Origin of the sequence: Gordonia sp. (in: high G+C Gram-positive bacteria) (assembly GCF_047606305.1) — a bacterium.
Lineage (GTDB): Bacteria > Actinomycetota > Actinomycetes > Mycobacteriales > Mycobacteriaceae > Gordonia.
On the sequence record NZ_JASGER010000062.1, the window covers coordinates 44,593 to 71,121 of the forward strand.

Annotated in this window: 29 protein-coding genes; 14 read left to right on the plus strand and 15 right to left on the minus strand. The window is 69.1% G+C overall.

The window, feature by feature from the left end; translation table 11 throughout:
• Positions 1 to 7: 7 nt before the first annotated feature.
• From QM634_RS09905 to QM634_RS09920, 4 genes are all read right to left on the minus strand, one after another.
• Entirely contained in the window at positions 8 to 1,378 is a 1,371-nt protein-coding gene (locus QM634_RS09905; RefSeq protein ID WP_415042615.1) for a cytochrome P450, read from the minus strand.
• Positions 1,379 to 1,389: 11 nt separating this feature from the next.
• Complete coding sequence (locus QM634_RS09910) at positions 1,390 to 2,193, minus strand: SDR family oxidoreductase (RefSeq protein ID WP_415042616.1); 804 nt, start codon at positions 2,191 to 2,193, stop codon at positions 1,390 to 1,392.
• Complete coding sequence (locus QM634_RS09915) at positions 2,193 to 3,407, minus strand: cytochrome P450 (RefSeq protein WP_415042671.1); 1,215 nt, start codon at positions 3,405 to 3,407, stop codon at positions 2,193 to 2,195. Before QM634_RS09915 ends, QM634_RS09910 begins: the two co-directional genes overlap by 1 nt.
• Before the next feature lie 68 nt (positions 3,408 to 3,475).
• Positions 3,476 to 4,114 (minus strand): TetR/AcrR family transcriptional regulator, encoded by a 639-nt coding sequence (locus tag QM634_RS09920; RefSeq protein ID WP_415042617.1) that lies wholly within the window; start codon positions 4,112 to 4,114, stop codon positions 3,476 to 3,478.
• Positions 4,115 to 4,206: 92 nt separating this feature from the next.
• Here QM634_RS09920 and QM634_RS09925 point away from each other — a divergent pair, with 92 nt between their 5' ends.
• The 7 genes from QM634_RS09925 (at position 4,207) to QM634_RS09955 (ending at position 10,701) form a co-directional block, all read left to right on the plus strand.
• Positions 4,207 to 5,673: an aldehyde dehydrogenase gene (locus QM634_RS09925; protein WP_415042618.1), complete on the plus strand. Its 1,467-nt coding sequence runs from the start codon at positions 4,207 to 4,209 to the stop codon at positions 5,671 to 5,673.
• 89 nt (positions 5,674 to 5,762) lie between these two features.
• Positions 5,763 to 6,500: an SDR family oxidoreductase gene (locus tag QM634_RS09930; protein ID WP_415042619.1), complete on the plus strand. Its 738-nt coding sequence runs from the start codon at positions 5,763 to 5,765 to the stop codon at positions 6,498 to 6,500.
• Entirely contained in the window at positions 6,497 to 7,360 is an 864-nt protein-coding gene (locus QM634_RS09935) for an NAD(P)-dependent oxidoreductase (RefSeq protein ID WP_415042620.1), read from the plus strand. Before QM634_RS09930 ends, QM634_RS09935 begins: the two co-directional genes overlap by 4 nt.
• Positions 7,357 to 7,752, plus strand: a complete 396-nt coding sequence (locus tag QM634_RS09940) for a carboxymuconolactone decarboxylase family protein (RefSeq protein WP_415042621.1) — start codon at positions 7,357 to 7,359, stop codon at positions 7,750 to 7,752. The genes QM634_RS09935 and QM634_RS09940 overlap by 4 nt, the downstream gene beginning before the upstream one ends.
• 2 nt (positions 7,753 to 7,754) lie before the next feature.
• A complete protein-coding gene (locus QM634_RS09945; RefSeq protein ID WP_415042622.1) occupies positions 7,755 to 9,065 on the plus strand; it encodes an alpha/beta hydrolase domain-containing protein in 1,311 nt (436 codons plus the stop codon).
• Entirely contained in the window at positions 9,062 to 10,030 is a 969-nt protein-coding gene (locus QM634_RS09950; RefSeq protein WP_415042623.1) for an NAD-dependent epimerase/dehydratase family protein, read from the plus strand. Before QM634_RS09945 ends, QM634_RS09950 begins: the two co-directional genes overlap by 4 nt.
• Positions 10,031 to 10,194: 164 nt before the next feature.
• Positions 10,195 to 10,701: a GNAT family N-acetyltransferase gene (locus QM634_RS09955; protein ID WP_415042624.1), complete on the plus strand. Its 507-nt coding sequence runs from the start codon at positions 10,195 to 10,197 to the stop codon at positions 10,699 to 10,701.
• 57 nt (positions 10,702 to 10,758) lie between these two features.
• Here QM634_RS09955 and QM634_RS09960 read toward each other — a convergent pair whose 3' ends face one another.
• Complete coding sequence (locus tag QM634_RS09960; RefSeq protein ID WP_415042625.1) at positions 10,759 to 11,025, minus strand: hypothetical protein; 267 nt, start codon at positions 11,023 to 11,025, stop codon at positions 10,759 to 10,761.
• A gap of 182 nt (positions 11,026 to 11,207) precedes the next feature.
• Here QM634_RS09960 and QM634_RS09965 point away from each other — a divergent pair, with 182 nt between their 5' ends.
• A complete protein-coding gene (locus QM634_RS09965; RefSeq protein WP_415042626.1) occupies positions 11,208 to 12,122 on the plus strand; it encodes an amidohydrolase family protein in 915 nt (304 codons plus the stop codon).
• Between the two features lie 71 nt (positions 12,123 to 12,193).
• On the opposite strand, the gene QM634_RS09970 is transcribed toward QM634_RS09965, so the two are convergent.
• The 3 genes from QM634_RS09970 to QM634_RS09980 are packed head-to-tail and all read right to left on the minus strand — an operon-like array spanning position 12,194 to position 14,684.
• Positions 12,194 to 12,943: an enoyl-CoA hydratase/isomerase family protein gene (locus QM634_RS09970; protein WP_415042627.1), complete on the minus strand. Its 750-nt coding sequence runs from the start codon at positions 12,941 to 12,943 to the stop codon at positions 12,194 to 12,196.
• Between the two features lie 2 nt (positions 12,944 to 12,945).
• Positions 12,946 to 13,713, minus strand: a complete 768-nt coding sequence (locus tag QM634_RS09975) for an SDR family NAD(P)-dependent oxidoreductase (protein WP_415042628.1) — start codon at positions 13,711 to 13,713, stop codon at positions 12,946 to 12,948.
• Positions 13,710 to 14,684 (minus strand): NADPH:quinone oxidoreductase family protein, encoded by a 975-nt coding sequence (locus tag QM634_RS09980; RefSeq protein ID WP_415042629.1) that lies wholly within the window; start codon positions 14,682 to 14,684, stop codon positions 13,710 to 13,712. Before QM634_RS09980 ends, QM634_RS09975 begins: the two co-directional genes overlap by 4 nt.
• 54 nt (positions 14,685 to 14,738) lie before the next feature.
• Between QM634_RS09980 and QM634_RS09985 the strand changes: the two genes are divergently transcribed.
• Entirely contained in the window at positions 14,739 to 15,407 is a 669-nt protein-coding gene (locus tag QM634_RS09985; protein WP_415042630.1) for a class I SAM-dependent methyltransferase, read from the plus strand.
• Positions 15,408 to 15,470: 63 nt separating this feature from the next.
• On the opposite strand, the gene QM634_RS09990 is transcribed toward QM634_RS09985, so the two are convergent.
• The 5 genes from QM634_RS09990 to QM634_RS10010 all read right to left on the minus strand — a co-directional run bounded on the left by QM634_RS09990 (position 15,471) and on the right by QM634_RS10010 (position 21,223).
• Positions 15,471 to 16,328 carry an LLM class F420-dependent oxidoreductase gene (locus QM634_RS09990; protein ID WP_415042631.1) on the minus strand — a complete coding sequence of 286 codons (858 nt, stop codon included), beginning with the start codon at positions 16,326 to 16,328 and terminating at the stop codon, positions 15,471 to 15,473.
• Positions 16,329 to 16,493: 165 nt separating this feature from the next.
• Entirely contained in the window at positions 16,494 to 17,576 is a 1,083-nt protein-coding gene (locus tag QM634_RS09995; protein ID WP_415042632.1) for a prenyltransferase, read from the minus strand.
• Positions 17,577 to 17,587: 11 nt separating this feature from the next.
• Complete coding sequence (locus QM634_RS10000; RefSeq protein ID WP_415042633.1) at positions 17,588 to 18,301, minus strand: class I SAM-dependent methyltransferase; 714 nt, start codon at positions 18,299 to 18,301, stop codon at positions 17,588 to 17,590.
• Positions 18,302 to 19,558, minus strand: a complete 1,257-nt coding sequence (locus QM634_RS10005; protein ID WP_415042634.1) for a glycosyltransferase family 4 protein — start codon at positions 19,556 to 19,558, stop codon at positions 18,302 to 18,304.
• A gap of 3 nt (positions 19,559 to 19,561) precedes the next feature.
• Complete coding sequence (locus QM634_RS10010; RefSeq protein WP_415042635.1) at positions 19,562 to 21,223, minus strand: FAD-dependent oxidoreductase; 1,662 nt, start codon at positions 21,221 to 21,223, stop codon at positions 19,562 to 19,564.
• 90 nt (positions 21,224 to 21,313) lie between these two features.
• Between QM634_RS10010 and QM634_RS10015 the strand changes: the two genes are divergently transcribed.
• The 4 genes from QM634_RS10015 to QM634_RS10030 all read left to right on the plus strand — a co-directional run bounded on the left by QM634_RS10015 (position 21,314) and on the right by QM634_RS10030 (position 24,386).
• Entirely contained in the window at positions 21,314 to 22,144 is an 831-nt protein-coding gene (locus QM634_RS10015) for an acyl-[acyl-carrier-protein] thioesterase (RefSeq protein ID WP_415042636.1), read from the plus strand.
• Positions 22,141 to 22,920 (plus strand): site-2 protease family protein, encoded by a 780-nt coding sequence (locus QM634_RS10020; RefSeq protein ID WP_415042637.1) that lies wholly within the window; start codon positions 22,141 to 22,143, stop codon positions 22,918 to 22,920. The genes QM634_RS10015 and QM634_RS10020 overlap by 4 nt, the downstream gene beginning before the upstream one ends.
• Positions 22,921 to 23,002: 82 nt before the next feature.
• Positions 23,003 to 23,767 (plus strand): hypothetical protein, encoded by a 765-nt coding sequence (locus QM634_RS10025; RefSeq protein ID WP_415042638.1) that lies wholly within the window; start codon positions 23,003 to 23,005, stop codon positions 23,765 to 23,767.
• Positions 23,768 to 23,933: 166 nt separating this feature from the next.
• Entirely contained in the window at positions 23,934 to 24,386 is a 453-nt protein-coding gene (locus QM634_RS10030) for a hypothetical protein (RefSeq protein WP_415042639.1), read from the plus strand.
• A 15-nt stretch (positions 24,387 to 24,401) separates the two neighbouring features.
• Here QM634_RS10030 and QM634_RS10035 read toward each other — a convergent pair whose 3' ends face one another.
• On the minus strand, positions 24,402 to 25,328 hold the full coding sequence (locus QM634_RS10035) for an oxygenase MpaB family protein (RefSeq protein WP_415042640.1): 927 nt from the start codon (positions 25,326 to 25,328) through the stop codon (positions 24,402 to 24,404).
• Positions 25,329 to 25,339: 11 nt separating this feature from the next.
• On the minus strand, positions 25,340 to 25,969 hold the full coding sequence (locus tag QM634_RS10040; protein ID WP_415042641.1) for a TetR/AcrR family transcriptional regulator: 630 nt from the start codon (positions 25,967 to 25,969) through the stop codon (positions 25,340 to 25,342).
• An 84-nt stretch (positions 25,970 to 26,053) separates the two neighbouring features.
• Here QM634_RS10040 and QM634_RS10045 point away from each other — a divergent pair, with 84 nt between their 5' ends.
• Positions 26,054 to 26,524, plus strand: coding sequence for a hypothetical protein (locus tag QM634_RS10045; RefSeq protein WP_415042642.1), 471 nt, complete (start codon positions 26,054 to 26,056; stop codon positions 26,522 to 26,524).
• Positions 26,525 to 26,529: the final 5 nt, after the last annotated feature.

A 26,529-nucleotide genomic window follows, 5' to 3' on the forward strand; every position in this document is an offset into this window, starting at 1 on the left:
CGACGAATCAGTCCCGCTGGCGGCGCTTGTAGCGCACCTTGCACGGCTGGGCGAGCTGGACGACCATCTTCGAGTGGTCGTTGTGGTACGACTCGGGATCCTGGGCCAGCTCGAACTCGTAGTTCTGCAGCAGCACCGAGAAGATGGCCTTGATCTGCATCATCGCGAACTGGGCGCCCACGCAGCGGTGCCGGCCGGCACCGAACGGGATCCACGTCCAGCGGTTGATGATGTCGTCCTGGCGCGGGTCGATGTAGCGGAACGGGTCGAAGGACTCGGCCTCGGGGAAGTCCTCGGGCAGCCGGTTGTTGACCGCCGGTGAGACGGCGATCAGCTGCCCGGCCTTGACCAGGTTGCCCTCCACCTCGAAGTCCTCGCGGACCAGGCGCATGAGGATGATCAGCGGCGGGTGCAGGCGCAGCGTCTCCTTGATGCCGGCCTCCAGCAGCGGGATCTGGCGCATCGCCGCGAAGGAGTACTCCGGTCGGCCCTCGCCCTTGTCCTCGTAGATGTCGTCGAGCTCGGCGACGACCTCGGCCATGAAGTCGGGGTGCCGCAGCAGCTCGAGCAGCGTCCACGCCGACGTGCCCTGGGTGGTGTGGTGCCCGGCGAACATCATCGAGATGAACATGCCGGTGACGGTGTCGGCGCTGAACATCGGCGAGCCGTCCTCGTTCTTCAGCGAGACGAGCACGTCGAGCAGGTCGCGGTTGTCCTTGTCGGTCTCCGGGTTGGCCTCACGCTCCTTGAGGATCTCGGCCATGAACTCGACGAGTTCGGCGCGCGCGGCGTCGCGGCGGCGGAAGCTCTCGATGTCGGCGTTGTAGTCGACGTAGGCGTACGGGTCGGTGCCCCGCTCGAGGTCGTGGTAGATCTCCGAGATCCGCTTGCTCAGGCTCTCGCGGAACTTCTTGCCGATCAGGCACGACGACGACGTGTAGAGCGTCAGTTCACCGAACCACTCGAGCAGGTCGATCTCGCCCTCGTCGCCCCAGTCGGCGATCATCCGCTCCACCTCGTTGGGGATGGTGACGGCGTGCTGCTTCATGTGGGCACCCTTGAGCGCCTGGTTGTGCAGCGCCTTGGAGCGCTCCTCGGGCGAGGTGTCGAAGACGACGCCCTCACCGAAGACAGGGGTCATGAACGGGTAGGCGGCGGCCTGGTCGAGCAGCTCGTCGGGGGCGCGGAAGAACTCCTCGTTCGCGGTCGCGCCGGACACCAGGACGACCTCGCGACCGGCCAGCTCGAACATGCCGACGTCGCCGCATTCGTTGCGCACGCGCCAGAACAACCCGATCGGGTCGTTGGTCAGGTCGTCGAGGTGGCCGTGCTCGCCTTCTCCGCCGGAGACCCGCTGGGGCAGTGTCTGCGTAGTCATGGTTGTGCCTTTCACTTCTTCTCGGGCTGAGACTTCTCGGGATTGGTCAGCTTGCCTTCGGCTTCGACCTCGACGACGCGCATGTGCGCCCCCGGCGGCATCGCGACGATGGCCTCGATGGCCTGCGCGAGGTTCTCCGGCGCCAGGAAGTTGCCGTGGCGCGCGAGGCCGAAGGAGATCCAGTCCTCGAGCATCGCGGTGGTGTCCTCGGCGTCGAGGTTCATGCCCATGCCGGTGATGGTCTGACCGGGGCGGATGATGCTGGCGCGCACCCCGGTGCCCTCCAGCTCCATCTGCACGGTCGCGACGAGCCCGTCGACGCCGGTCTTGGCGGCGACGTAGGCCGACGACCAGGGCCGCGGGTGGACCGCGACGTCGGAGCCGATGAAGACGAAGTCACCGCGGCGGCGCTCGATCATCCCCGGCACGATGGCCCGGTACAACCGGAAGGCGCCGACGAGGTGGATGTTGATCTGCTCGGCCCACTTGTCGACCGACACCTCGTGCGCCCGGCCGATGCCCAGGTCGCCGGCGCCGGCGATCGCGACCTCGATCGGGCCCCAGGCCTTCTCGATCTCGCGCACCGCCTCGAGGACCGAGTCGTTGTCGGTGACGTCGAGCGCGACCGCCATGGCCTCGCCGCCGTCGGCGATGATCGCCTCGGCGATCTCCTTGCACTTCTCCACGCGCCGGGCACCGAGGGCCACCGGGTAGCCGGCCTTGCCGAGCCACCGGGCGGTCGCCTCGCCGATGCCCGACGAGGCGCCGGCGACGAAGACGGGTCGACGATCGGGGTGCGGTTGGAACTTCGGCATCAGCGGGCCTGCACCTTCATCGGGAGGTTCGCGAAGCCGCGGACGTTGACCGAGTGCACGCGGACCGCCTTGTCCAGGTCGAGCTGGTAGTCCTTCACACTCCGGATGACCTCGTCGAGGCCGATGTTGGACTCCAGGCGCGCCAGGTGGGCGCCGAGGCAGAAGTGGGTGCCGACGCCGAAGCTCATCAGCGTCTGGCCGACGTCGCGGCCGAGGATGTACTGGTCGGCGTCGTCGCCGAAGACCTCGGTGTCGCGGTTGGCCGAGCCGACGAGCAGCAGCACGCGCTGCTGCGCGGGGATGACGATGCCGCCGAACTCGACGTCCTCGATCACGCGGCGCAGCACCATCTGCGTCGAGTTGTCGAATCGCAGGGTCTCCTCGGTCCACAGCGGCACGATGTCCGGATCGGCCAGCACGCGGTCGAGCTGCGGGCGGTTCTCGTGCGCCCAGTAGACGGCGTTGGCGAGCAGCTTGGTCGTGGTCTCGTTACCGGCGACGACCATCAGGAACATGAAGCCGACGATGTCCTCGTCGGACAGCTTCACGTTCTCGCCGGACTCCTCGTCGACGATCTCGGCGTCGAGCAGCGCCGACACCAGGTCCTCGCCCGGGTTCTTGCGGCGCTCGGCCAGCAGGTTCGTGTAGTAGCCGTGCAGCCCGAGGAAGGCGTGGACCGCCGCCTCGGGGATATCCAGCACACCCTCTTCGCGGTGGATGAGCAGGTCGGACTGCTCGCGCAGGTAGGCGCGGTCGGCGACCGGGACGTCGAGCAGTTCGGACACGACGTCCATCGGCAGCTTGCCGGCGAAGTCGGTGACGTAGTCGAACTCGCCCATCTCCAGGCACTTGTCCCAGTGCTCCTTGGTGAGCTTGCGGATGTTGTCGGCCAGCTCGTTCACGCGGCGGGGGGTGAAGCCCTTGGAGACGAGCTTGCGGATGCGCATGTGCTTCGGGTCGTCCATCGCCAGGAAGGACATCGACTTCGACGCGTCGGGGCTGTAGGCACCCGGGTCCATCGACACGCCCCAGGCGTTCGACAACTGCACGTTGTTGCGGAATCCGTTGCGCACGTCCTCGTGCTTGGCCAGCGCCCAGAAGTCCTGCGCCGCGTTGTAGTAGACCGGCGCCTCGGCGCGCAGCCGCGCGTACGTCGGGTACGGATCTTCGTGGAAGTCGTAGGCGTACGGGTCGAAGGGAACGCGCTGTTCCATTCCCGCGATCGTCGTGCTCACTGCTACTCCTTGGGCTGAATCATGTGGTGGGACTGTGGCTGGGCGGTCTAGGAGTCGCCGTTCATCACCAGAAGCGCGGCTTCGGTGAGGCGTTCGGCGGTGTCCTCGTAGGACATGTGGCCCATGCCGGCGTGGACGAGGCCGCCGGCGTAGAGCATTTCCAGGGCCTCGACCGTGGGCCCCGGGTTCTCCGGGTCGACCTCGAGGGCGTCGGCCAGGCGACGGCGGATGAACCCGCCGATGCGCAGGCGCAGGTGCTCGACGTCGGGGTCGGTGCCCAGCAGGGCGACGGTGACCGCGCCGCCCAGGTCGCCGTCGCCGGTGACGATGAGCGCGACCGATCTCAGCAGGTCGGTGACGCGCTCGACGGGCGGCTTGGTCATGTCGGGCTCGGGCACGCCCTCGGCCAGGCGGCGCCAGAACACCTCGGCGACCAGGTGGCTCTTGGAGCTGAAGTAGGTGTACGCGGTGGCCGGCGCCACGCCCGCGAGCTTGGCGACCGACCGGACGGTGAGGCCGTCGAAGCCGTCTGTGCGCAGCACCTCGACGGCCGCGTCGGTCAGCTTGGCGACCGTCTCCGCCTGCTGCGCCGACAGGCGACGCCGCGTGGACTCTTGGGAAACCGAAGTACGCGACGCCAGATTCGGCCCGCTCGCTTGCGCTCCCGGCGCCAGTGGTGTGGACATGTGAGCGACGCTACACTATGTTTGAACTCGCGTCTAGACACATGTCCAGACATCCAGCCAGACAAGAAGACAGACAGAGGGAGAACCCCGCCATGGCATTGCGCCCGGAAACCAGCTCCGAGCTGCTGATCGACGGCAAGCTCGTCCCCGGCTCGCGCGGCACGTTCGACGTCGTCAACCCCGCGACCGAGGAGGTCATCGGCCAGGCGGCCGACGCCGGCGCCGACGACCTCGACGCCGCGATCGGCGCCGCACGGCGCGCCTTCGACGAGACGGACTGGTCGCGCGACCACGCCTTCCGCGCGAAGTGCCTGCGTCAGCTCCGCGACGCCCTGCTCGGCCACGCCGAGGAGTTCCGCGCGCTGACCACCGAGGAGGTGGGCGCCCCGGCGTTCCTGACCTCCGGCCCGCAGTTCGAGGGCCCGGTGAAGGACCTCGGCTACTTCGCCGACCTCGCCGAGAACTACGAGTGGACCCGCGACCTGGGCAAGGCCGAGCCGATGGGCCTGCCGAACGTCCGCGAGGTCCGCTTCGAGGGCGCCGGGGTCGTCGGGGCGATCACCCCGTGGAACTTCCCGCACCAGATCAACTTCGCCAAGATCGGCCCCGCGCTTGCAGCCGGGTGCACCGTCGTCCTCAAGCCCGCTCCCGACACCCCGTGGGCGGCGGCACTGGTCGGCAAGGTCATCGCCGAGGAGACCGACTTCCCGGCCGGCGTCGTCAACGTCATCACCTCCTCCGACCACGAGATCGGCGCCAAGATGGTGACCGACCCGCGCGTGGACATCGTCTCGTTCACCGGCTCGACCGCCACCGGCAAGAAGGTCATGGAGTCGGCCGCAGGAACGCTCACCAAGGTCTTCCTCGAGCTCGGCGGCAAGTCGGCGTTCATCGTCCTCGACGACGCCGATCTGGCCGGCGCCTGCTCGATGGCCGCGTTCAACGTCGTCACCCACGCAGGTCAGGGCTGCGCCATCACCACGCGCCTGCTGGTCCCGCGCGAGAAGTACGACGAGGCGATCACGGCCACCCGCGATGCGATGGCAGGGTTGAAGGCCGACGACCCGAGCAAGCCGGGCACCATCTGCGGGCCGCTCATCTCGGCCGTCCAGCGCGACCGCGTCGAGGGCTACATCAAGCTCGCCCGGGAAGAGGGCGGGAAGGTCGAGATCGGCGGCGGCCGCCCCGAGGGCAAGGACAAGGGCTTCTTCGTCGAACCGACCCTGATCTCCGGCCTGGACAACTCCGCGCGCGTGGCGCAGGAGGAGATCTTCGGGCCGGTGCTCGTGATCATCCCGCACGACGGCGACGAGGATGCGATCCGCATCGCCAACGACTCCCCGTACGGCCTGTCGGGCATGGTCTACGGCACCGACGAGGAGCGCATCAACAAGGTCGTCAACGGTGTGCGCACCGGAACGATGGGCGTCAACGGCGGCATCTGGTATGCCGCCGACGTGCCCTTCGGCGGCTACAAGCAGTCCGGCATCGGCCGGGAGATGGGCGTCGCGGGCTTCGAGGAGTACCTCGAGTCCAAGGCCGTCGCCCGGCCGGCCTAGTCGCCGAGCGTGCCCAGAATCTCGCCGAGCGTGCCCAGATTTTCACCGATCGTGCCCACCACGACCCACACAGATAGGAATCCCACCCCATGAGCTCGAAGCGTTTTGACGGCAAGACCATCATCGTCACCGGCGCCGCCGGCGGCATCGGCGAGGGCTATGCCCGCGGCTTGGCCGACGAGGGCGCCAACGTCGTCGTCGCCGACCTCAACGACGAGGCCGGCGAGAAGGTCGCCAAGGACATCGGCGGCCTGTACGTGCACTGCGACGTCTCCGATCCGGAGTCGGCCGAGAACCTCGCGGCCAAGACCGTCGAGAAGTACGGCAACATCCACGGCCTGGTGAACAACGCCGCGATCTACGGCGGCATGAAGCTCGACTTCCTGATCACCGTCCCGTGGGACTACTACAAGAAGTTCATGTCGGTGAACCTCGACGGCGCCCTCGCGGTGACCCGCGCGGTGTACCCGCACATGAAGGAGGGCGGCTCGATCGTCAACCAGTCGTCGACCGCCGCCTACCTCTACAGCGGCTTCTACGGCCTGGCCAAGGCGGGCATCAACAACCTGACCTTCCAGCTGGCCACCGAGCTGGGCGGCAACAACATCCGCGTCAACGCGATCGCCCCCGGCCCCACCGACACCGAGGCCACCCGTGAGACCACCCCGATCGAGATGGTCAAGGACATGGTCAAGCAGCTGCCGCTCAAGCGCTTCGGCACCCCCGAGGACCACGTCGGCATGTGCAAGTTCCTGCTCTCGGACGAGGCCAACTGGATCACCGGCCAGATCTTCAACGTCGACGGCGGGCAGGTCTACCGGCCATGAGCGACGACGTGCGCCTGGGCTACGTCGGCCTGGGCAACATCGGCGGCCCGATGGCCGGGCGGCTCGCCGCCTGGCCGGGCGGCCTGACCGTCTTCGACCTCTCCGACGAGGCCGTCGCCAAGCTGGTGGACAAGGGTGCGGCCACGGCCGACTCGGTCGCCGCGCTCGGCGCGCAGGCCGACGTCATCGGCATCTGCGTCCTCAGCGACGAGCAGGTGCGGTCGGTCGTCGGCGATCTGCTCACGACCGCCAAGCCCGGCACGGTCATCACCGTGCACTCGACCATCGCACCGGAGACGGCCGTCGACCTGGCGAAGGCGTGCGCCGAGAAGGGCGTCCACCTGCTGGACGCCCCGATCTCCGGCGGTGCGCCGGGCGCCGAGCAGGGTCGCCTGGCGATCATGTTCGGCGGTCCGCGCGAGGCCTACGAGCAGGTGAAGCCGGCGTTCAAGCTGGCCGGGGACATGCTGGTCCACGCCGGCGACGAGGTCGGTGCGGGCACCAAGATGAAGCTGGCGCGCAACCTGCTGCACTTCATCTCGTTCAACGCAGCGTCGGAGGCGCAGCGCTTGGCCGAGGCGGCCGGCATCGACATCGCCAAGCTGGGGAAGGTCGTGCGGCACACCGACGCCATCACCGGCGGCGCCGGATCGATCATGCTGCGGGACACGACCGCGCCGATCGACCCCGACGACTTCTGGTACGGCGTGTTCACCCACGTGGTCAACTTGGGCAACAAGGACCTCGACCTGGCGCTCGCGCTCGGCGAGCAGCTCGGCGTCGACCTGCCGCTCGGCACGATCGCCCGCGCCGACCTGGCGAAGGGTTTCGGCATCGACGACAAAGGAGCATCAGCATGAGTGCAGGCAACCCGGCCGGCGGTGAGGGGACCCCGCACCGCAAGAAGGCCGTCGAGAAGATGTCCGAGGTGTACGGCTGGGAGATGGCCGACGGGCCCGGACTGCACTTCGCGCACACCGCCGACCAGCTGTTCGGCGAGGTGTGGACCCTCCCCGACCTCACCAACCGCGACCGTCGCCTGCTGCTGCTGGGTTTGCTGGCCGGCAACGGGCACACCGACGTCGCCGAGATCCAGGCGGGCGCCGCCCTCGGCAACGGCGAGCTCACGCCCGAGCAGCTCGAGGAGATCGCCGTCTTCCTCTGCTACTACGCCGGATGGCCGGTCGGCACGAAGATGAACACCGTCTTCGGCACCGCGATCAAGAATTGGCGCAAGTCGCAGAAGGACTGAGGGTGGAGTTCGCCGCGCTCACCGCAGGCGCCGGGCACTCGCTGATGAGTGCGACGCCCGGCCCCGACCTGGCCGCGCGCGGCTACGTCGAGACCGAGTACTCCGCGCGCGGCGAGGTCGACGGGCTCACCGCCGCCGGGCCGGCACCGCGCGCCGGGTTCACCACCCGCGTACTCGTGCGGCGCCCGACCGACCCCGCCGCCTTCAGCGGCACGCTCGTCGTCGAATGGCTCAACGTCAGCAGCGGCGCGGATGCGGCGCCGGAGTACACCTACCTGGCCGAGGAAGTCGTGCGCGCGGGTCACGCGTGGGCGGGGGTGTCGGCGCAGTACACCGGCGTGCAGGGCGGTGAAGCGGCGGTCGGGATCGCCGACGCGGCCGGTGGGCTCGCGGCCAAGGACCCCGCGCGGTATGCGGGGATGCACCACCCCGGCGACGCCTACTGCTACGACCTCTTCGCCGCCGTCGCGCGCGGGCTGCGCGATGGTCCGCTCACCGACCTGCCCGTCCGCACGCTGCTGGCCGTCGGCGAATCCCAGTCGGCGATGGCGCTGACGACCTACGCGGTGTCCTTCGCGGCCGTCCACGACGTCTTCGACGGCTTCCTGATCCACAGCCGCTCGATCGCGGGCCTGCCGCTCGGGCCCGTGGGCGGACCGGCCGACCTCGCCGCCGCCTTCGACGGCCCGCCGACGACCTTCCCCGACATCGGCAAGCCGGTCTTCGTCGTACAGACCGAGACCGACGTGCTGACCGACTTCCGCTCCCATCTGGCACGGCAACCCGACACCGACACTGTGCGCACCTGGGAGGTCGCCGGCTGCTCGCACGCCGACCTCGCCCAGATCGGCCCCTTCGAGGAGATCCTGGGCTGTCCCGACCCGGTGAACCGCGGACAGCAACGGTGCGTCCTGCGGGCGGCGCTGCGGCATCTGGACGCGTGGGCACGCGGAGGGGCGGCGCCGCCGACCGCACCACCGCTGACGGTCGTGGGGCCCGACGAGGACCCCGTCTTCGCGCTCGACGAGGTCGGCAACGTCCGCGGTGGGGTCCGCACGCCGTGCGTCGACGTGCCGACCCGGGTGCTCAGCGGCGTCGTGACCGACCCGGTCTCGCGGATCTGCGCGCTCTTCGGCACCACCACACCCCTCCCCGACGACGTGCTGGCGGCGCGCTACACCTCGCCGGCGGCGTATCTGGCCGCCTATGCCGAGGCGGCCGACGCCGCGATCGCGGCGGGCTTCGTGCTGCCCGAGGACCGCGACGAGCTCCTCGCCGAGGCGACCCCGGAGGTCCTGTCATCCGCGTCATGATCACCGGGGCGACCGGTTTCGTCGGCGGCTGGACCGCGCGAGCCCTCGCCGAGCGCGGGCACGACCTTCGCTTCCTGGTCCGCAACCCGGACAAACTGCACCGCGCCACGACGGCGCTCGGCATCGACGGTGACGTCGTGGTCGGCGACATCACCGACGCGGCGACGGTGCGGCGGGCCCTGGACGGGTGCGAGGCGGTGGTTCACACGGCGGCCGAGGTGGCGCTGCAGGGCGCCGACGAGGCTGCCGAGAGGGCCCTCGTCGAGCGAAACCTGGAAGGTGCGCGCAACGTCATCGGCGGCGCGACAACGGCCGGCGCCGCCTCGATCGTGCACGTCTCGAGCTGCGTCGTGCTGTGGCCGCCGGGGTCGACCGTCCTGCGGGATCCGCGCGCGCCGCTGGAGGAATCGGTCGGTGTGTACGGGCACGCGAAGACGGCGGTCGAGCGCTACGTGCGCGGCCTCCAGGACGGTGGCGCGCCGATCTCCATCACGTACCCGGTGGGCGTGATCGGACCGGGGATCGACGGGTACGTCGGCGAGGCGGGCGAGGGCATGCACACGCTGCTGCGCGCCGGGGTCGTCGGGCGCACAGCCGGGCTGACCCTCGTCGACGTCCGTGATCTGGCCGATCTCCACGCCCGGCTGGTCGAGCCCGGGGTCGCACCGCGCCGCGTCATCGCCGGCGGGCATCGGATCACCGGGCCACGGCTGGCAACCGCGCTCACCGAGGCGTCGGGACAACGGGTGCGCTACTGGCCGATCCCCAACTCGGTCATGATCGGCGTCGGCAAGCTGGCCGACCGGTACCGCGACCGGGTTCCCGACGGCCTCGAGCAGATCAGCGACAGCGCCGTCCGCTACCTCCTGCACCCGCCCGTGCCGGTCAACGATGCCGCCGAGGAGCTCGGGGTCTCGTTCCGGCCGGTCGAGAATTCGCTCGCGTCCGTGTTCGGCCGGGCGTAACGTCGAACGCGGCCCACCGTCGGGCCACCGACCAACACTTTCAGGAGCGCCGACCACCTTCCGGTCACCCCGGGGCATCCGCCTCGGCGGGTTGTTTCTGCTGCGCTCTGCGTTCGTTGGTCGCGACATCTCCAGTCCCGCAGCACCGACGATTGGAGATACCCATGTCAGCACATCCACCGGTCCGCCTCGTCGCGGCAACCGAGTCGCTGTTGACCGCACTGACCGACGACCGCACGCGCTTCGCGGAATCGATCGGGTCGCCCGTCCCCGACGGGTGGCCGGAGTTCCCCGAGGCGGTCGGCGGGGCGCTGGAGTTCCTGGCGACCGCGTCAGCGGCGCAGCGCCCGTGGTCGATGCAGTTCTTCGTCGACGATCACAGCGGGCGCCTGCTGGGCTCTGGGGGCTACGCCGCGCCGCCGGCGCAGCGGACGGTCGAGATCGGCTACGAGATCGCGCCCGAGTTCCGTGGACTCGGCTTCGGCGTCGGCGCGGCACGGGCCCTCGTCGATCGAGCCGTCGAAAGCGGGCAGGTCGACCACGTCGTCGCGCACACGCTCCCCGGCCCGAATCCGTCGACGGGGGTACTGACGTCCCTCGGGTTCCGGCACGTCGGCGACGTCGAGGATCCCGACGAGGGCACCGTCTGGGCGTGGCGCTGGTCGGCCTGAGAAACGAGTCGCGCCCGCACCCTCGGTGGGGTGCGGGCGCGATGCGTCGTAGTCGGTTTACTTCTTCTTCAGAAGCAGGCCGGCGATCGCAGCGATGATGCCACCGCCGACGCCGCCGCCCACGCCCGAGCTGAGGATGTTCACCAGAGCGCTCGGGTCACTGCCGTGCAGCAGGGCGCCGATTCCGCCACCGGTGAGCAGGCCGCCGAGGCCGCCGGCAACACTGTTGCCAGCCTGGCCGAGGTTGCCGACCTTCGGGCCCGCAGCGTTACCGCCGAGAACGCCACCGATCAAACCCGGCAACAGCGTTTCCAAACCACCCATTGTTGTTCTCCTTGTTGTTACGCAGTACCCACAGTGGGTGTGCGATTTCGGACAATACCGACTGGCGCGGAATCCGCAACAGCAACTGGGAGTTTTGTTTCCGAGAATTGATGCCTCAATCATGGGGGTTCACGCATGGGAAAGGCTTCGGCGCGGCGTTCTGATGCCCCTAATCTGGGGTGATGTGCCCCGATGACGTCGTCGAACCCGCGCCTTTCTCCCCCGAGGATGCGGCGCGGGTAAGGGCGCTGTGGGAGCCGTTGGGCGTGTCGAATCTGATCGACGTCCACACGCATTTCATGCCGCGCAACGTGCTCGACAAGGTGTGGGCGTACTTCGATTCGGCGGGTCCACTCCTCGGACGCGAATGGCCGATCACCTACCGCGCCGACGAGCAGCTGCGCGTGGACACCCTGGGTGCCTTCGGTGTGCGGGCCTTCACGTCGATGATCTACGCGCACAAAACCGACATGGCCGCGTGGCTGAACGCCTGGGCGGTCGACTTCGCCGCGAACCAGCCGCACTGCCTGCACACCTCGACCTTCTACCCCGAGCCCGGTGCGGTCGACTACACGCGCGCGGCGATCGAAGCCGGGACGCGCATCTTCAAGGTGCACGTCCAGGTCGGCGACTTCTCCCCCGCCGACCCGCTGCTCGACGACGTGTGGGGCGTCGTCGAGGACTCCGGGCTGCCGGTGATGATCCACTGCGGCTCGGGCCCCGCGCCCGGTCGTTTCACCGGGCCCGGTCCGGTCGCCGAGGTGTTGAAGCGCCACCCCGACCTACGGCTGATCATCGCGCACATGGGGACGACCGAGTACGTGGAATTCCTCGAGCTGGCCGAGCGGTACGAGAACGTCGGACTGGACACCACGATGAGCTTCACCGACTTCGCCGAATCCGGCGCACCCTATCCGCGCGCGGCACTGCCGCGGGTGAAAGCGCTGGGCGACAAGGTGTTCTGGGGGTCGGACTACCCCAACATCCCGTACCCGTACGCGCACGGCATCGAATCGCTGATCCGACTCGACCTCGGCGACGACTGGTTGCGCAAGGTGCTGTACGAAAACGCGGCGGCGCTCTTCGGCCTTGCATGACCAAATTTGGCCGGTATGACTGCCGAGAACGGCAATATGCCCTCGGCGGCAGCCATATCGACCGGAATTGGTCAGTCCTTCTTGGTGAACTCGGCGAGGGCCCTGGCATTGTCGTTGCCGCCCATGAGCTTCATGAACCACGCGGCCTCCGCCTCCTTAGCGGCGCGGACCTGCTCGGCGATCGGCCGGACCATCGTCTCCTTGACGGCCATCAGGCTCGCGAGCGGCTTGGCGGCCAGGACGTCGGCGTGCCGGCGCGCCTCGTCCATCAGGTCGTCGGGCTCACAGACGGCGAAGACCAGACCCATGCGCTGCGCCTCGTCGGCGGACACCCACTCCGACGACATCAGCAGCCACGCCGCGTTCTGCCGCCCGACCAGTGCCGGCATCAGGAAGGACGACGACGCCTCGGGGGCGACGCCGAGCGCGGTGAACGGGCACTTGAGCTTGGCCTGGCTGGACATGAACACCAGGTCGGCGAAGCCGATGATCGTCGTGCCGATCCCGATGCCCAGCCCGTTGATCGCGACGACCAGCGGCTTGGGAAAGGCGGCGAGGGCGTCGACGAGGCCGGGGAAGCCGTACTCGCCGGGCTGGAAGTCGGGGTCGGTGGTGCGCGCCTGCATCTCCACCAGGTCGGTGCCGGCGGAGAACGCCCGCCCGGTGCCGGTGATCAGCACGACCGACACCTCGGGCTCGTCCGCGGCGTCGAGGAGGGCGCGGGTCGTCGCGTCGTAGAGCGCCTCGCTGAAGGCGTTCAGCGCGTCGGGCCGGTTGAGCGTCAGCGTGCGGACGTGTCCGTCGTCGGTGATGTCGAGCAATGTCAGCCCTCTCCCATCAGCGCGCGCACCTTGCCGAGCACGTCCGGGTAGCGCTGCAGATGTGCGCCGCCGTTGATGTCGAAGGCGGCACCGGTGATCAGCGAGGCCTTGTCCGACGCGAGGAAGACGACCAGCTCGGCGATGTCCTCCGGCGTGCCGGCGCGGCCCAGCGGCGTGTTCTCCAGGTAGTCCTCGCGCAGGCCCGGGATGACGTTGATGCCCTCGGTGAGCGGGGTGTCGACGAGCCCGGGCTGCACGGCGTTGACGCGCACCCCGCGCTCGGCCATCTCCAGCGCCGCGACCTCGACGAGCATCGTCACGCCGGCCTTCGCCGCACAGTACGACGCCATGCCGGCACCGGGCTGGCGACCGTTGAGCGACGAGATGCAGACGATCGATCCGCCGTCCTTGATCGCCCGGCCACCGTGCTTGAGGACCAGGAAGGTGCCGGTCAGGCACACGTCGATGGTCGTCTGCCAGCCCGCGAGTTCGAGTTCGGTGACGGCGGCGGGGATGGACAGCCCGGCACAGTTCACCACGACGTCGAGGTCGCCGGCCGATTCGAAACCCGCCTGGACCGACGCCTCGTCGGTGACGTCGATTTTGATGGCGTCGACCCCGTCGCCGAGGTCGGCGGCCACCTGTCGAGCCGCCTCCTCGTTGACGTCGGCGACGATCACCTCGCAGCCCTGCAGGCGCAGCAGGCGGACCGTCGCCAGTCCGATCCCCGACGCCCCGCCGACGACCACCGCGCGTCGCGACCCGCTCATTTCTCACTCCCCACCACGACGACGGCTTTGCCTCGGACTTTCCCCTCGTGCAGGTCCTGGAGGGCCTGCGGCAGCTGGGCGAGCGTGTAGGTCGCGTCGACGGGCGGTCGCATGCCGTCGCCGATCATCTCGGTCAATTCGTCGTGCAGCATCGCCGGCACGTCGAGGTGGGTGCGGATGTACTCGCCCCACGCGGCACCGACGATGTCGATGTTGCGGAACAGGACGCGGTTGAGCTTGACGGTCGGGATCCCGCCGGCGGCGAAGCCGATGACGACGTAGCGACCGTCGGGGGCGACGGTGCGCAGCGCGTCGTCGAAGACGTCCCCGCCGACCGGGTCGATGAGGACGTCGACGCCGCCGCCGGAGAGTTCCTTGACCTTGGCGCCCCACCCGTCCTCGAGCTGGACGACCTCGTCGGCCCCGGCGTCGCGCAGCATCTGTTCGGCGCCCTTGCGGTGCACGATCGCGATGACCGTGGCGCCCATCTCCTTGGCGACGCGGATCGACGCGGCGCCCACACCGCCGGCCGCACCCAGGACGCCGACGACCTCGCCCGGTGCGGTGTGCGCGCGGAGCTTGAGGGCGAAGAGCGCGGTCTGGAAGTTGATGCCCATCGCCGCACCCTCGGCGAAGGTCAGCGGCTCGGGCTGCGGCAGCATCTGCTCGTCGACGGCCAGCATCTGTTCGGCGAAGCCACCGATGCCGGCGAAGACGAGGACCTTGTCGCCGACCCGGTACCGGCCGCCCTCGGGGGCCGCGCGCACGACGCCGGACACCTCGGTGCCGGGGGTGAACGGCAGCGGCGGACGCAGCTGGTAGAGGCCCTGGCTCATGAGGAGATCGGGGAAGCAGACCCCGCAGGCCTTGATGTCGATGAGGTACTGGCCGGGCCCGGCGACGGGGTCGTCGACATCGACGAGTTCGAGCCCGCCCGGACCGATTTCTTCGCGCAACACTTGAGCCTTCATGGGCATCGAGCCTACGCGTGTAGAACGTGTTTCAGTTCCGGTTACGATCACTGCATGGAATCGCCCACGACCCTCCCGTCGACGCTGAGCGCCGAGCGCCTCGCCGTCGCCGACGAAGCCCCCGGTTTCCTCCCGCTCGACGAGGCGCTCGCGCTGCACGAAGCGGCGGGATCCTTTCTCTCGCAACCGGATTCGGTGCGGTTGGGTGTCGAGATCGGCACCTACTGCGGCAAGTCGACGGTGTTCCTGGGCGCGATGGCACAGGCGCACGACGCGCTGCTCGCGACGGTCGATCACCATCGCGGCTCCGAGGAGCACCAGCCGGGCTGGGAGTACCACGACACCGCCCTCGTCGACCCGCACGCGGGCACGCTCGACACGTCGGCACGGTTCCGCCGCACGATGTGGGACGCCGGTCTCGAGCAGACGGTCGTGGGGGTGATCGCGTCGTCGACGATGGGCGCGCGGATGTGGGGGCGCGAGGTCGATTTCGTGTTCATCGACGGCGGGCACTCGATGACGGCCGCGCAGAACGACTTCGACGGCTGGTCGCCGTTCGTCCGCGTCGGGGGCGGGCTGTTCATCCACGACGTCTTCCCCGACCCCGCCGACGGTGGTCGCCCGCCGTACGAGATCTACCGCCAGGCACTCGACGGCGGTCGGTTCGAGGAAGTGTCGGCGACCGGCTCGCTCCGGGTGCTGCGCCGCATCAAGGCCGGGTAGATCCAACACGGCGGTACGCGTTCCAACACGAATCGGTGGTGGAACTGGTTGGACCTTCGGGCGCTACGCGGAGACGGGTGCCAGGCCGAGCTTGCCGGCCAGCTTGGCCAGGTAGCCGGACGCGCGCTCGACGCTGTCGTCGGGCAGGCCGTAGAGGACCGTGGTGACGCCCAGTTCGCGCCACTTCTCCAGCTTCTCGGGCACCGGCTTGAAGTCGAGGACGACGATCTGCGGGTCGCCCTCGCGGCCGGCCTCGCTCCAGATCTTCTTGAGCAGGACGATCGAGTCCTCGATGTCGGCCTCACCGGGGGTGGTGATCCAGCCATCGGCGCTGCGCGCGATCCACTTGAAGTTCTTCTCGTTGCCCGCGGCGCCGACGAGCACCGGGATCTGCTTCTGCGTGGACTTCGGCCAGGCCCAGCTGGGCCCGAACTTCACGAACTCGCCGTCGAACTCGGCCTCTTCCTGCGTCCACAGGGCGCGCATCGCCTCGAGGTACTCGCGCAACATCGTGCGACGGCGCTTCGGCGGGACGTTGTGGTCGGCGAGCTCGTCGAGGTTCCAGCCGAAGCCGACGCCGAGGGTGAGGCGACCGTCGGAGATGTGGTCGAGCGTCGCGAGGGTCTTGGCCAGCGTGATCGGGTCCGACTGCACCGGCAGCGCGACGGCCGTCGCCAGGCGGATGCGCTTGGTGACCGCGGCGGCCGCGGCAAGCGTCGTCCACGGATCCAGGGTGCGCATGTAGCGGTCGTCGGGAAGCTCGGACGTGCCGGTGCCCGGGTGCGCGGCGTCGCGGCGCGTCGGGATGTGGCCGTGTTCGGGCACGAAGTACGACGCGAAGCCGGCCTCTTCGATCAACGGGGCCAGCACCTGCGGCTTCAAGCCGCGGTCGCTGGTGAACTGCACGATTCCGAATTCCATCGGAGGCCTCCTGGACAGGTGTCTAGTTGCGAGAACTGTAACACGTTCTAGTCGCGGGCGGGAGGGCACGCTCGGCGTAATTCTGGGCACGCTCGACGAGATTCTGGGCACGCTCGGCGTAGTTCTGGGCACGCTCGGCGAAAAAATGGGCACGCTCGGCGGGGACTAGGGGAGGACGACGGCCTCGGACTGCCGGACATCGCGGAAAACGCCGTTGCCCGGGGTCGTGCGCGAGATGGCGTCAACCGCGAGAACCACGGCCGCCGAGGTCCAGCAGCTCTTCTCCACCGGCCAGCGCTTGCCGTCGGCGAAGACCAGGCCCGTCCAGTACGACCCGTCCGGATCTCGCAGGTGCCCGATGTCGTCGACGAGGGTCGCGGCCTCGTCGGACCGGCCCAGCGCCTCCAACGCGATGGCCAGCTCGGAGGTTTCGGCGCCGGTCACCCACGGGCGGTGGTCGATGCAGCGGATGCCCTTGCCGGCGACGACGAACTCGTCCCAGCGCAGGTCGATCAGCTCGTGCGCGGGCTCGTCGCGCACTCCCCCGCCGAGCACCGGGTAGTACCAGTCCATCGAGTGTGACGACGGTTCGACGAAGACCCCGGGCCGCACGCCGACGGGCGCACCCGCGACGTCGGAGAAGGTCGACGCGAAGGCCCGCGCCAGCTTCGCCTGTGCCGCCGACCATCGCGTCGCGGCCTCGCCGGCGGACATCTCCTCGGCGATCCGGACCGCGCAGTCCAGCGACTGCAGGATCGAGGCGTTGCCGGTGAGCAGCGCCTCGTCGAACATCTCCAGCGACGTGCCGTCGGCGGCCCAGCGGAAGGCACCGTCGTCGCGGGCAAAGCGCAGCACCAGGTCGATGCCCGCGCGCACCGTCGGCCACAGTTCGGCGAGGAAGTCGGCGTCACGGGTGATGAGGAAGTGGTGCCAGACGCCGACGGCGATGTAGGCGCAGAAGTTGGAGTCGATGTTCGGGTCGGTGACGCGCCCCTGCCGGAACTCGATCGGCCACGAGCCGTCGGGCCGCTGCGTCGACGCCGACCACCGGTAGGCCGCGACCGCCTCGTCGACGAAGCCCGTCACCGACAGCGCCATCGCCGATTCGACGTGGTCCCACGGGTCGGTCTTGCCGCCGGGGAACCACGGTAGGGCGCCCGAGCGCTCCTGCATCGCGGCGACGGCGGCACCGGTCGCCGCGACCTGATCCGCGCTCAGGACGCCGGGCAGTGCGGGAAGCTGGGCCACGGGGCTCAAGCCTAGGCGGGCTTTTCCAGGTACAGGATGACCGACTTGCCGGCGACGGGGTTGAGCATCTTCTCGGCGGTGCGCGTGAGCGCGGGCGCCTTGAGCATGTCCCACACCAGCATCTGGTGATAGCCGCGGACCAGCGGGTTCTTCTCTTTGTCGACGCCGACGGCGCACTTGATCCACCAGTACGGCGAGTGCAGCGCGTGCGCGTGGCCCGTGCCGGTGACCTTCAGGCCGGCAGCCTCCAGCTTCGACGCCAGCTCGGACGCCTTGTAGATGCGGACGTGGCCGCCCTCGACCTCGTGGTACTCGTCCGAGAGCGCCCAGCAGATCTTCTCCGGCCAGTAGCGCGGCACGGTGACCGCGGCCTTGCCGCCGGGCTTGAGGATGCGGACCATCTCGGCGATCGCGGCCTCGTCGGCGGGCACGTGCTCGAGGATCTCCGACATGAGCACGACGTCGAAGGAGTCGTCGGCGTACGGCAGGTGCAGGGCGTCGCCGACCTCGGCGCGCGCCTTGGCCGACGCCGGCACCTGCTTCTCGGCGATCATCGCGTCGAACATGGTGCCGACGTCGGTCATGTCCGACTCGGACTGGTCGAAGGCGATGACGTCGGCGCCGCGGCGGAACATCTCGAACGAGTGCCGCCCCTGGCCGGCCCCGATGTCGATGGCGGAGACGCCGGGCCCGATGCCGAGCTTGTCGAAGTCCACGGTCAGCATTTACGAATCCCCTTCGGCGTTCTGATCAATGGCGCGCTGGTAGGCCGCGACGGTCTTGGCCGCGACGGCCGCCCAGCTGTAGTTCTCCTCGGCCCGCTTGCGCGCGGCGGCGCCCAGTGCGGCCCGCGCGTCGGCGTCCTCGAGCAGCCGCAGCAGCTCCTGGGCGATGGCCCCGGAGTCACTCGGCGGCACGAGCACCGCACCGGCCCCCTCGCCCTCGCCGACGACCTCGGGGATCGCCCCGGCGCGCGTCGCGATGAGCGGGGTGCCGCAGCTCATGGCCTCGACGGCCGGCAGCGAGAAGCCTTCGTAGAGCGACGGCACGACGGCCACCTCGGCGGAGGCGAGCAGCTGCGCGAGCTCCTCGTCGTCGAGCCCGTTGACGACGCGGACGTGGTCGCGGATCGACAGCTGTTCGATGAGCCGCGCCGACGGTCCGGTGGGGTCGAGCTTGGAGACGAGGGTCAGTTCCACCGACCGTTCCGAGGCGACCTTGGCGATCGCCTCGAGCAGGTAGGACACGCCCTTGAGCGGGGCGTCGGCGCTGGCGACGCAGACGACGCGGCCGGGCACGCGCTGCTCCGACGGCTTGTACAGCTCGGTGTCCACGCCCAGCGGGATCGTCTCGAGCCGGCCGACGGGGATGTTGAACGCCTTGCGGGTGTCGACCTCGCTGCTGCGCGACACGGTGAGCAGCACCGGGATGCGCCGCGCGACCCGACCCTGCATGGCCAGGAAGGAGTGCCAGCGGGCGGCGGTGATCTTGCGCCAGCCCTTGGCGGCCTTGATGGCCAGCGCCCGGTCGCGGGTGATCGGGTGGTGGATCGTCGCGACGAGCGGGAAGCCCATCTTCGGCAGGCGCAGCAGGCCGTAGCCGAGGCTCTGGTTGTCGTGCACGACGTCGAAGTCGTCGCGGCGCTGCTCGAGCAGCTTGGCGACGCGCAGGCTGAAGGTCAGCGGCTCGCCGAAGGCGGCGGTCCACATCTGTCCGACCTCGATGACGTCGATCCAGTCGCGGTACTCGCCCAACTTGGGGTTGCGGAACGGTTCGGGCTCGCCGTACAGGTCCAGGCTGGGGACCTTGGTCAGGCGCACGCCCGCGTCGAGCGCGGCCTGGTCCAGATCCGGGTAGGGCTGACCGGAGAAGATCTCGACGTCGTGGCCGAGCAGCGCGAGCTCCCGGGACAGGTGGCGCACGTAGACGCCCTGACCGCCGCAGTGGGGCTTGCTCCGATAGGAGAGAAGTGCAATCCGCACGGGCTACTCCGCCGCTTCCGCAGCTGCTTCGAGGGTCGCGATGTCGGTGAACTTGACCCGCGGCCGACCGGCCTCGCGACCGGCGGCCTTCTCGGCGGCGTCGATCTTCTTCCAGCCCTCGAGGTCGATGAGGTGCACGCCGCGGTCGGCGGCGAGCTGCTCGACGTCCTCGCGCGAAGCGGACGGGTCGGTCAGCTTCTCGTCGATGAAGTCGGCGATGACGGCCTCGGCGGTCTCCTCGCCGCACAGGCGGTTGCGGCCGATGCCGCCGGTGGCGCCGCGCTTGATCCAGCCGGTGACGTAGACGCCGGTCAGCGGCTCGTCGCCGTCCAGGACGCGACCGCCCTCGTTGGGCACCACTCCGCGGTCGTCGTCGAACGGCAGGTCGGGTACGGCGTCGGCGTGGCCCTTGTAGCCGATCGAGCGCAGCACCAGGCCGGTGTCGATGCTGTAGGTCTCCCCGGTCCGCGACACCGAGCCGCCGTCGGTGAACTCGTTCTTCGAGACGGTCATCGAGGTCACCTTGTCGTCGCCCTCGAGGGACAGCGGCGACGAGAGGAAGCGGAACACGATGCGCCGGTTCCCCTCGGTGGTCGGCCGCTCGGCGAACTCCTGCGCCAGGCGGATCTTGGTGCCGATGGTCGAGTCGATGTCGTCGCCGGCGGCCTCCGACTCGGGGTCCAGGACCAGCTCGTCGGGGTCGATGATGACGTCGACGCCCTCGACGTCGCCGAGCGCGAGGAACTCGCTGTTGGTGTAGGCGCCCTGCGCGATACCGCGGCGGCCCAGGACGACGACCTCCTTGATGTTCGAGGTCCGCAGCACCTGCAGCGCGTGGTCGGAGATGTCGGTCTTGGCCAGCACGTCGGGATCGGTGACGAGGATGCGCGCCACGTCGAGCGCGACGTTGCCGTTGCCGACGACGACGGCCCGCTCGCTGGACAGGTCGACGTCGAGGTCGACGAAATCGGGGTGGCCGTTGTACCAGGCGACGAACTCGGTGGCCGAGATCGAACCGGGCAGGTCCTCACCGGGGATGTCGAGGCGACGGTCGGTCGCGGCGCCGACCGCGTAGACGATCGCGTGGTAGCGCTGCTTGAGCTCCTCGTGCGTGATGTCCTTGCCGACCTGCACGCCGAGGAAGTAGTTGAAGTTCTTCTTGTTGGCCGTCGAGAGGTAGCCGCGCTCGACGAGCTTGGTGGGCGCGTGGTCGGGGGCGACGCCGAAGCGGACCAGGCCGTGCGGGGTGGGCAGCCGGTCGAAGACGTCGACGGTGACGGTCGCCTTCTTGACGAGGGTTTCGGCGGCGTACAGCGCGGCCGGGCCGGCGCCGACGATCGCGACGTGCAGCTCCTTGTCCGCCGGCATGGGCGGGGCCTTCTTCGGCGGGACCAGGCCGCCGTCGACGTCGTGGTCCTTGTAGTAGTCGGCGTTGATCTGCAGGTAGGGCTCGTCGCGCTCGGCCAGCTGATCGTCGGGGTAGATGGCTTCCACCGGGCACTCGTCGATGCAGGCGCCGCAGTCGATGCAGGTCTCCGGATCGATGTAGAGCTGCTCGGCGGTCAGAAACTCCGGCTCGTCGGGCGTCGGGTGGATACAGTTGACCGGGCAGACGCTAACGCAGCTGCCATCGTTGCAGCACGGCCGAGTGATAACGTGCGCCATCAGGTGTTACCCCGTTCATCGTCAGGTAGAACGTGTTCTAGTTCACTCCAACTCTAGCGTACGGAAACAGGCCTATCCATAAGGGAGATCGTGACCGCCACCACCCCCGCACCCGAGCCGCTGGCCAAGCGCAAGGACGGCGCCCAATTCTTCCAGGCGCAGTACCGGATCCGCACCGGTGATGTCGACCAGGACATGCGCGTGCGACTCGATTCGGCGGCCCGGTATCTGCAGGACATCGCCAACGACAACATCGACGCGACGGACCTGACGCAGAGCGACCCGTTCTGGATCGTGCGACGCACCATCGTCGACGTGATCCGCCCGTTCTCCTGGCCCGGGACCGTCACCGCCGAGCGCTGGTGCGGCGCGGCGTCGACGCGGTGGACCAACATGCGCGTGACGATGACCGCCGAGCACGAGACGAACCTGTTCAACCCCGACGAGCGCGAGCCCGGGCTCATCGAGACCGAGGGTTTCTGGATCAACGTCAACGACCAGGGCATGCCGTCGCGCATCTCCGACGAGGCGCTGGAGCTGCTGAGCTCGATGACCGACGAGCACCGGCTGCGCTGGAAGGCGATGAACCCGGAGAAGGCGCCCGAGTCCGGCAGCGCCCCCGACCGCGAGCACGTCCTGCGCGCCACCGATTTCGACCCCTTCAAGCACCTGAACAACGCCGCCTACCTGGAGGTGTTGGAGGACGAGTTGCTCGACCACCCCGAGCTCGTCGCCGGGCCGCACCGCATGATCATCGAGTACATGCGCCCGATCCAGCCTGGCGCGAAGCTGACCATCCGACGCCTGCTCGACGAGGACTCCCTGACGCTCTGGATGCTCATGGACGACGACGGCGAGCAGAAGGTCGCCGCGACCATGTCCGTCGGCCCCCTCCCCGACTACGACGAGGCCACCCCATGACCCCCACCTCCACCGCCCAAGCCCTGAAGGCCGTCCGCCCCGGGTGGGTGTTCGCCTGCCTGGTGATCGCGGCCGTCTTCGGCGTCGTGATGCTGATCCAGAGCGGCTTCGAGTCGAATACGACGGCCAAGACCGGGACGGTGCTGTTCGTGCTGGCCGGCTGGGTGATCTCGCTGTCGCTGCACGAGTTCGCGCATGCTCTCACCGCCTACCGCTTCGGCGACACGTCGGTCGATGCGCGCGGCTACCTGACCCTCGACCCACTCAAGTACACCCACCCCGGTCTGTCGATCGGCCTGCCGGTGCTGATCATCCTGATGGGCGGGATCGGCTTCCCCGGCGGCGCGGTCTACCTGCACACGCGTGGGTTCACCAAGGTCCAGAAGTCGATCGTGTCGCTGGCCGGGCCGTTCACCAACCTCGTGCTCGGCGCGCTCCTGCTGGGGAGCCTGCACTTCATCGACGACGCGACGAAGCCGAACCTGGCGAATGCGATCGCCTTCCTCGGGTTCCTGCAGATCACCGCGACGATCCTGAACATCATCCCGATCCCCGGCTTCGACGGCTACGGGGCGATCGAGCCGTACCTGTCGTCGGGCATGCGCCGCACCGCCGACAAGATCGCGCCGTACGGCTTCCTGATCGTGTTCGTGCTGATCTTCATCCCGGCGGTCGGGCAGGCCTTCTTCGACGTGATCTACGACGTCGTCGGGCTGTTCGGCACCCCGTGGGAGATGATCGCCGCCGGTCGGGATCAGTTCATGTTCTGGCGCTGAGGCCCAGGTCGATCATTGGGCCGACACCCCTGACCGTCGGGCGTAGTCTGCTTGAGTCGTCGCCACCGAATTGGGGGATCTCATGATTCGTGCCGCTCTTGGAGTCCTGGTCGCCGCCGGGATCTTCTCCTTCCTCGCCTTCAAGGACGGCGGATGGCTGCCGGGCATCATCCTGGCGCTCATCGCCGTCCTGCCGCTGGGCCTCGTGATCGCGTCCAACGCCCGTCGCCGCGCCAACGGCGGCCAACCCGCCCCGTGGGACGGGACCGCCAAGAAGGTGATCACCGCGGTGAGCGTGCTGCTGGTCGCCGGCCTGGCCTACTCGCTCTTCTGGATGTTCAAGATGCCCAAGGCCGACAACGACCTGCGCTTCGACTCCAACCTGAGCCGCGCCTGCTCGACGCCGCCGAAGTACTTCCCGCAGGCGGCCGAGCACACCGGGGCCGGCCCGCACAAGGTCGCGGTGTTCTACAACCGCGGCGACGCGGTCAGCCTGCAGCAGGTGCGCTTCCCCTACGACGCCTCCGAGGCGTGGCAGACGCGCGAGGCGAAGGACGTCCAGCTCGTCGCCTGCTTCACGCACTTCGACAAGGGCGAGAAGGTCGGCGAGTGCCGCTTCGACAAGGGCACGTCGCAGCTGTACACCGGCCGGTACAAGGGCTCGATCGTCGAGGCTCGCACCCACAAGAAGGTCGGGGACATCGAGGTGGCCGGCAGCCCGAGCGCCGACTCGGATCGCGACTGCCCGACGCTCATCTACATCAAGGGCAAGGCCGAGAAGCAGAAGTTCCACACCCAGCCCGACCCTGCCGCGGTGCAAGAAGCGCTGTCGAAGTACGTCAACTGACGCCTCTGCAAACCCAACAGTCCGGGACAAACCCCACACCCAAATCGGGTCGGGTTTGTCCCGAACTGTTGGGTTTGCCGCCTCGCCGGGTGACGATTCCTGCCAGATAGCTGCCAACCGACCGAAAACGGCTATATCGGTTGCAGCGACGCCCTAGCCTGACGCCATGGCTGAGAAAACACTGAGGAATGAAGGCAAGTCCCCGTCTCGAACCATGCGCGGTCGTCGTGTCGCCATGGCGCTGCTCGCAGCGGGCGGGATCGTCGCAACCGCCGTTCCGGCCACCACGGCCGAAGCCGCTCCGGGCCCGGATCTGCGTGGCCACTGGAACGGCGTCGTCGTCTGGCCCATCCAGGTCAACCCCGCCCACCTCACGGTGACCCGGTCACGGCCGCTGCGCGGAACGATCGTGCTGCCCGGCCTCTGCGCCGCCCGGTGGAGCGAGGTCGGCCGGTCGGGCAACCGGGTTCGCGTGTTCGCCCACGTGGTCCGCTCGCCGCGTTGCCGCAGCAACTTCTGGGATCTGATCGTCACCGGCAACTCGATGACCGGTCCCGGCGTCGGTGAGCCGGGCAACTGGGTCCGCCTCACCCGCGGCGGCGGGTTCTTCGGCTCCTAGTCGCGACCCCGGACGCTAGACGGTCGCCCCTCGGCGACCCATCGTCCCGTACCTCTCGCGGGCTTCGGTCGGCGTGACGACGACGGGCATGATCGGCGTCTTCGCCTTCCGGTGCGCGCGCAACGCCCGCGACACCATCGGCGAGAACGGGCGGATCGCCAGCGCGGCAGCAACCGGGCGCGATGTCGCACGGACGGCGGCGCGCGTCGGCAGGCGCCATCCGGCGTCGACGACGCCGGGCTGGTCGAACTGCCCCATTTCGCGCATCCACCTGGGCAGCGTGGCGATCGCGGCCGGCGCCATGACACGGCTGGCCAGGCGCAGCCGCAGGTTGGCGTGGTGGTCGCTGCGCAGCAGGTAGTGCATGCCGCGCAGTGCGCGCTCGCTGACGGCCAGGCCGGGTCGCACGCGCTCGAAGTACGCGCGGACCTCGTTGCGGTCCGCCGGCACGTCGGCGGGGTCGCAGGTTTGGAGTTCGGCGGCGATTCGCGCCTCGGCCCAGTACCGGCGGACCTCGTCGTCGGAGAGCGGGCCGGGTCCGTAGGTCTCGTAGCACTTGAGGACCGAATGCCACCCGGTGACGTGGATCCACAGCTGTGAGGCCGGGTTGTTGGCGCTGTAGCGACGGCCCGAGAGCGGCTCGATTCCGGTGGCCTTCGCGTGAATTCCCATCAGGTGTTCGGAGGCCTCGATCGCCGTCTTCGAGTCGGCGGTGGCGACGGTGATGAAGTAGGCGAGCGTCGCGTCCAGGCGGCGCTGCGGATCGTCGTAGATGCCGCCCATGTCGGCGACGGCGGCGGTCAGCGCGGGGTCGAAGTGCTCTAGGACGACGGCCCGCTGGAAGGCGATGAGCGCGGTCGGGTGGGTCCAGAGCTTCCACGAGACCGAGTCGGGGCCGAAGAACCCGTAGTCGGTCTTGCGGTAGTCGGCGAGGGTGAACATGGCGGGCCTCCTTATGCCACCCGATGGGCGGCGGACATCATGCGGCCGTAGAGCGGGGCCAGGTCGTCGGCGTCGAGGTCGTTGCCGGGGTCGAGCATCACCCGCACCGCCGCTTCACACGACGACACGAAGAGTTCGATGAGCGCGGGGAGCTTGCGCTCGAGATCGGCTGTCCCCCACCACTTTTCAAGCGCTGGCGCGATCCATCGGGTCGATGCGTCGAAGATGACGGCCCTGGCTTCGGCGACGCGTCGCGTGGTTTCGGGGTCGGCATCGGCGTCGAAGACCAGGCGCCACGAGTCGGGTCGCTGCGCCACGGTGGTGAGCAGGGCGCGATAGCCGTCGACGAAGACCTGCTCGGGGTCGTCGCCGGTGGCCGAGTGCAGCGCGTCGAGCGTCGAGGTGAGCAGGAGTTCGGCTTCGCGCTCGAGGAGCGCGCCGAGGATCGTCCCGCGGTCGGGGAAGCAGGAGTAGACCACCGGTCGGGTGACCCTCATCGACGACGCCAGAGAGGCGATGCTGACCGCGGCGAACCCCTCGTCCACCGCGATCCGCAGGGCGGCGTCGAGCACTTGGGGCCGACGACGATCAGGCCCGAGGTGCGCTGCACGTGTCTTGCGCGCGGGAGCTGCAGTGGCCATGACCCAACGGTAGACCCATTTCCTACACTTGTGAAGGATTACGTCGGTTTATACGCTCGGAAGTGGTCAACCTCGGAGGCACACATGACAACGAGCACCCGCATTCGACCAGTCGTAGCGGCAAGTGCCGCACTTCTCCTCGCACTGGGAGCCGCACCCGCCGGCGCAGTCCCCTATCTCCCCCACGGCCGCGACGCCCGCACCGCACAGGTGACGACGCTCGCCGACGCAGCGTGCTTCGGCGAAGTCACCGGATTCGGCCACGCGGGCGAGCAATACCCCGGCACCGTCGACTTCGGGGTGACCGGCGGCTTCGTCGGGATCTCCGGCTACAACGGGCCGTGCACGGTCCGGGCGACCGTCCAATGGGTCAACCTGACAACCGGTCGACGTGGAGCGGTGAGCGGCATCGCGCGCGGCAACCTGCCCGGCCTCGGCGAGAACCAGAGCGGCTTCAGCAAACGGGTGCGGACGGGTACGGGTCGCATCCAGTTCAGCGTGACGACCGATCGGCCGTATTTGGCACAACCCGCTGTGAGCGTTCGGTCGTACTGACGACA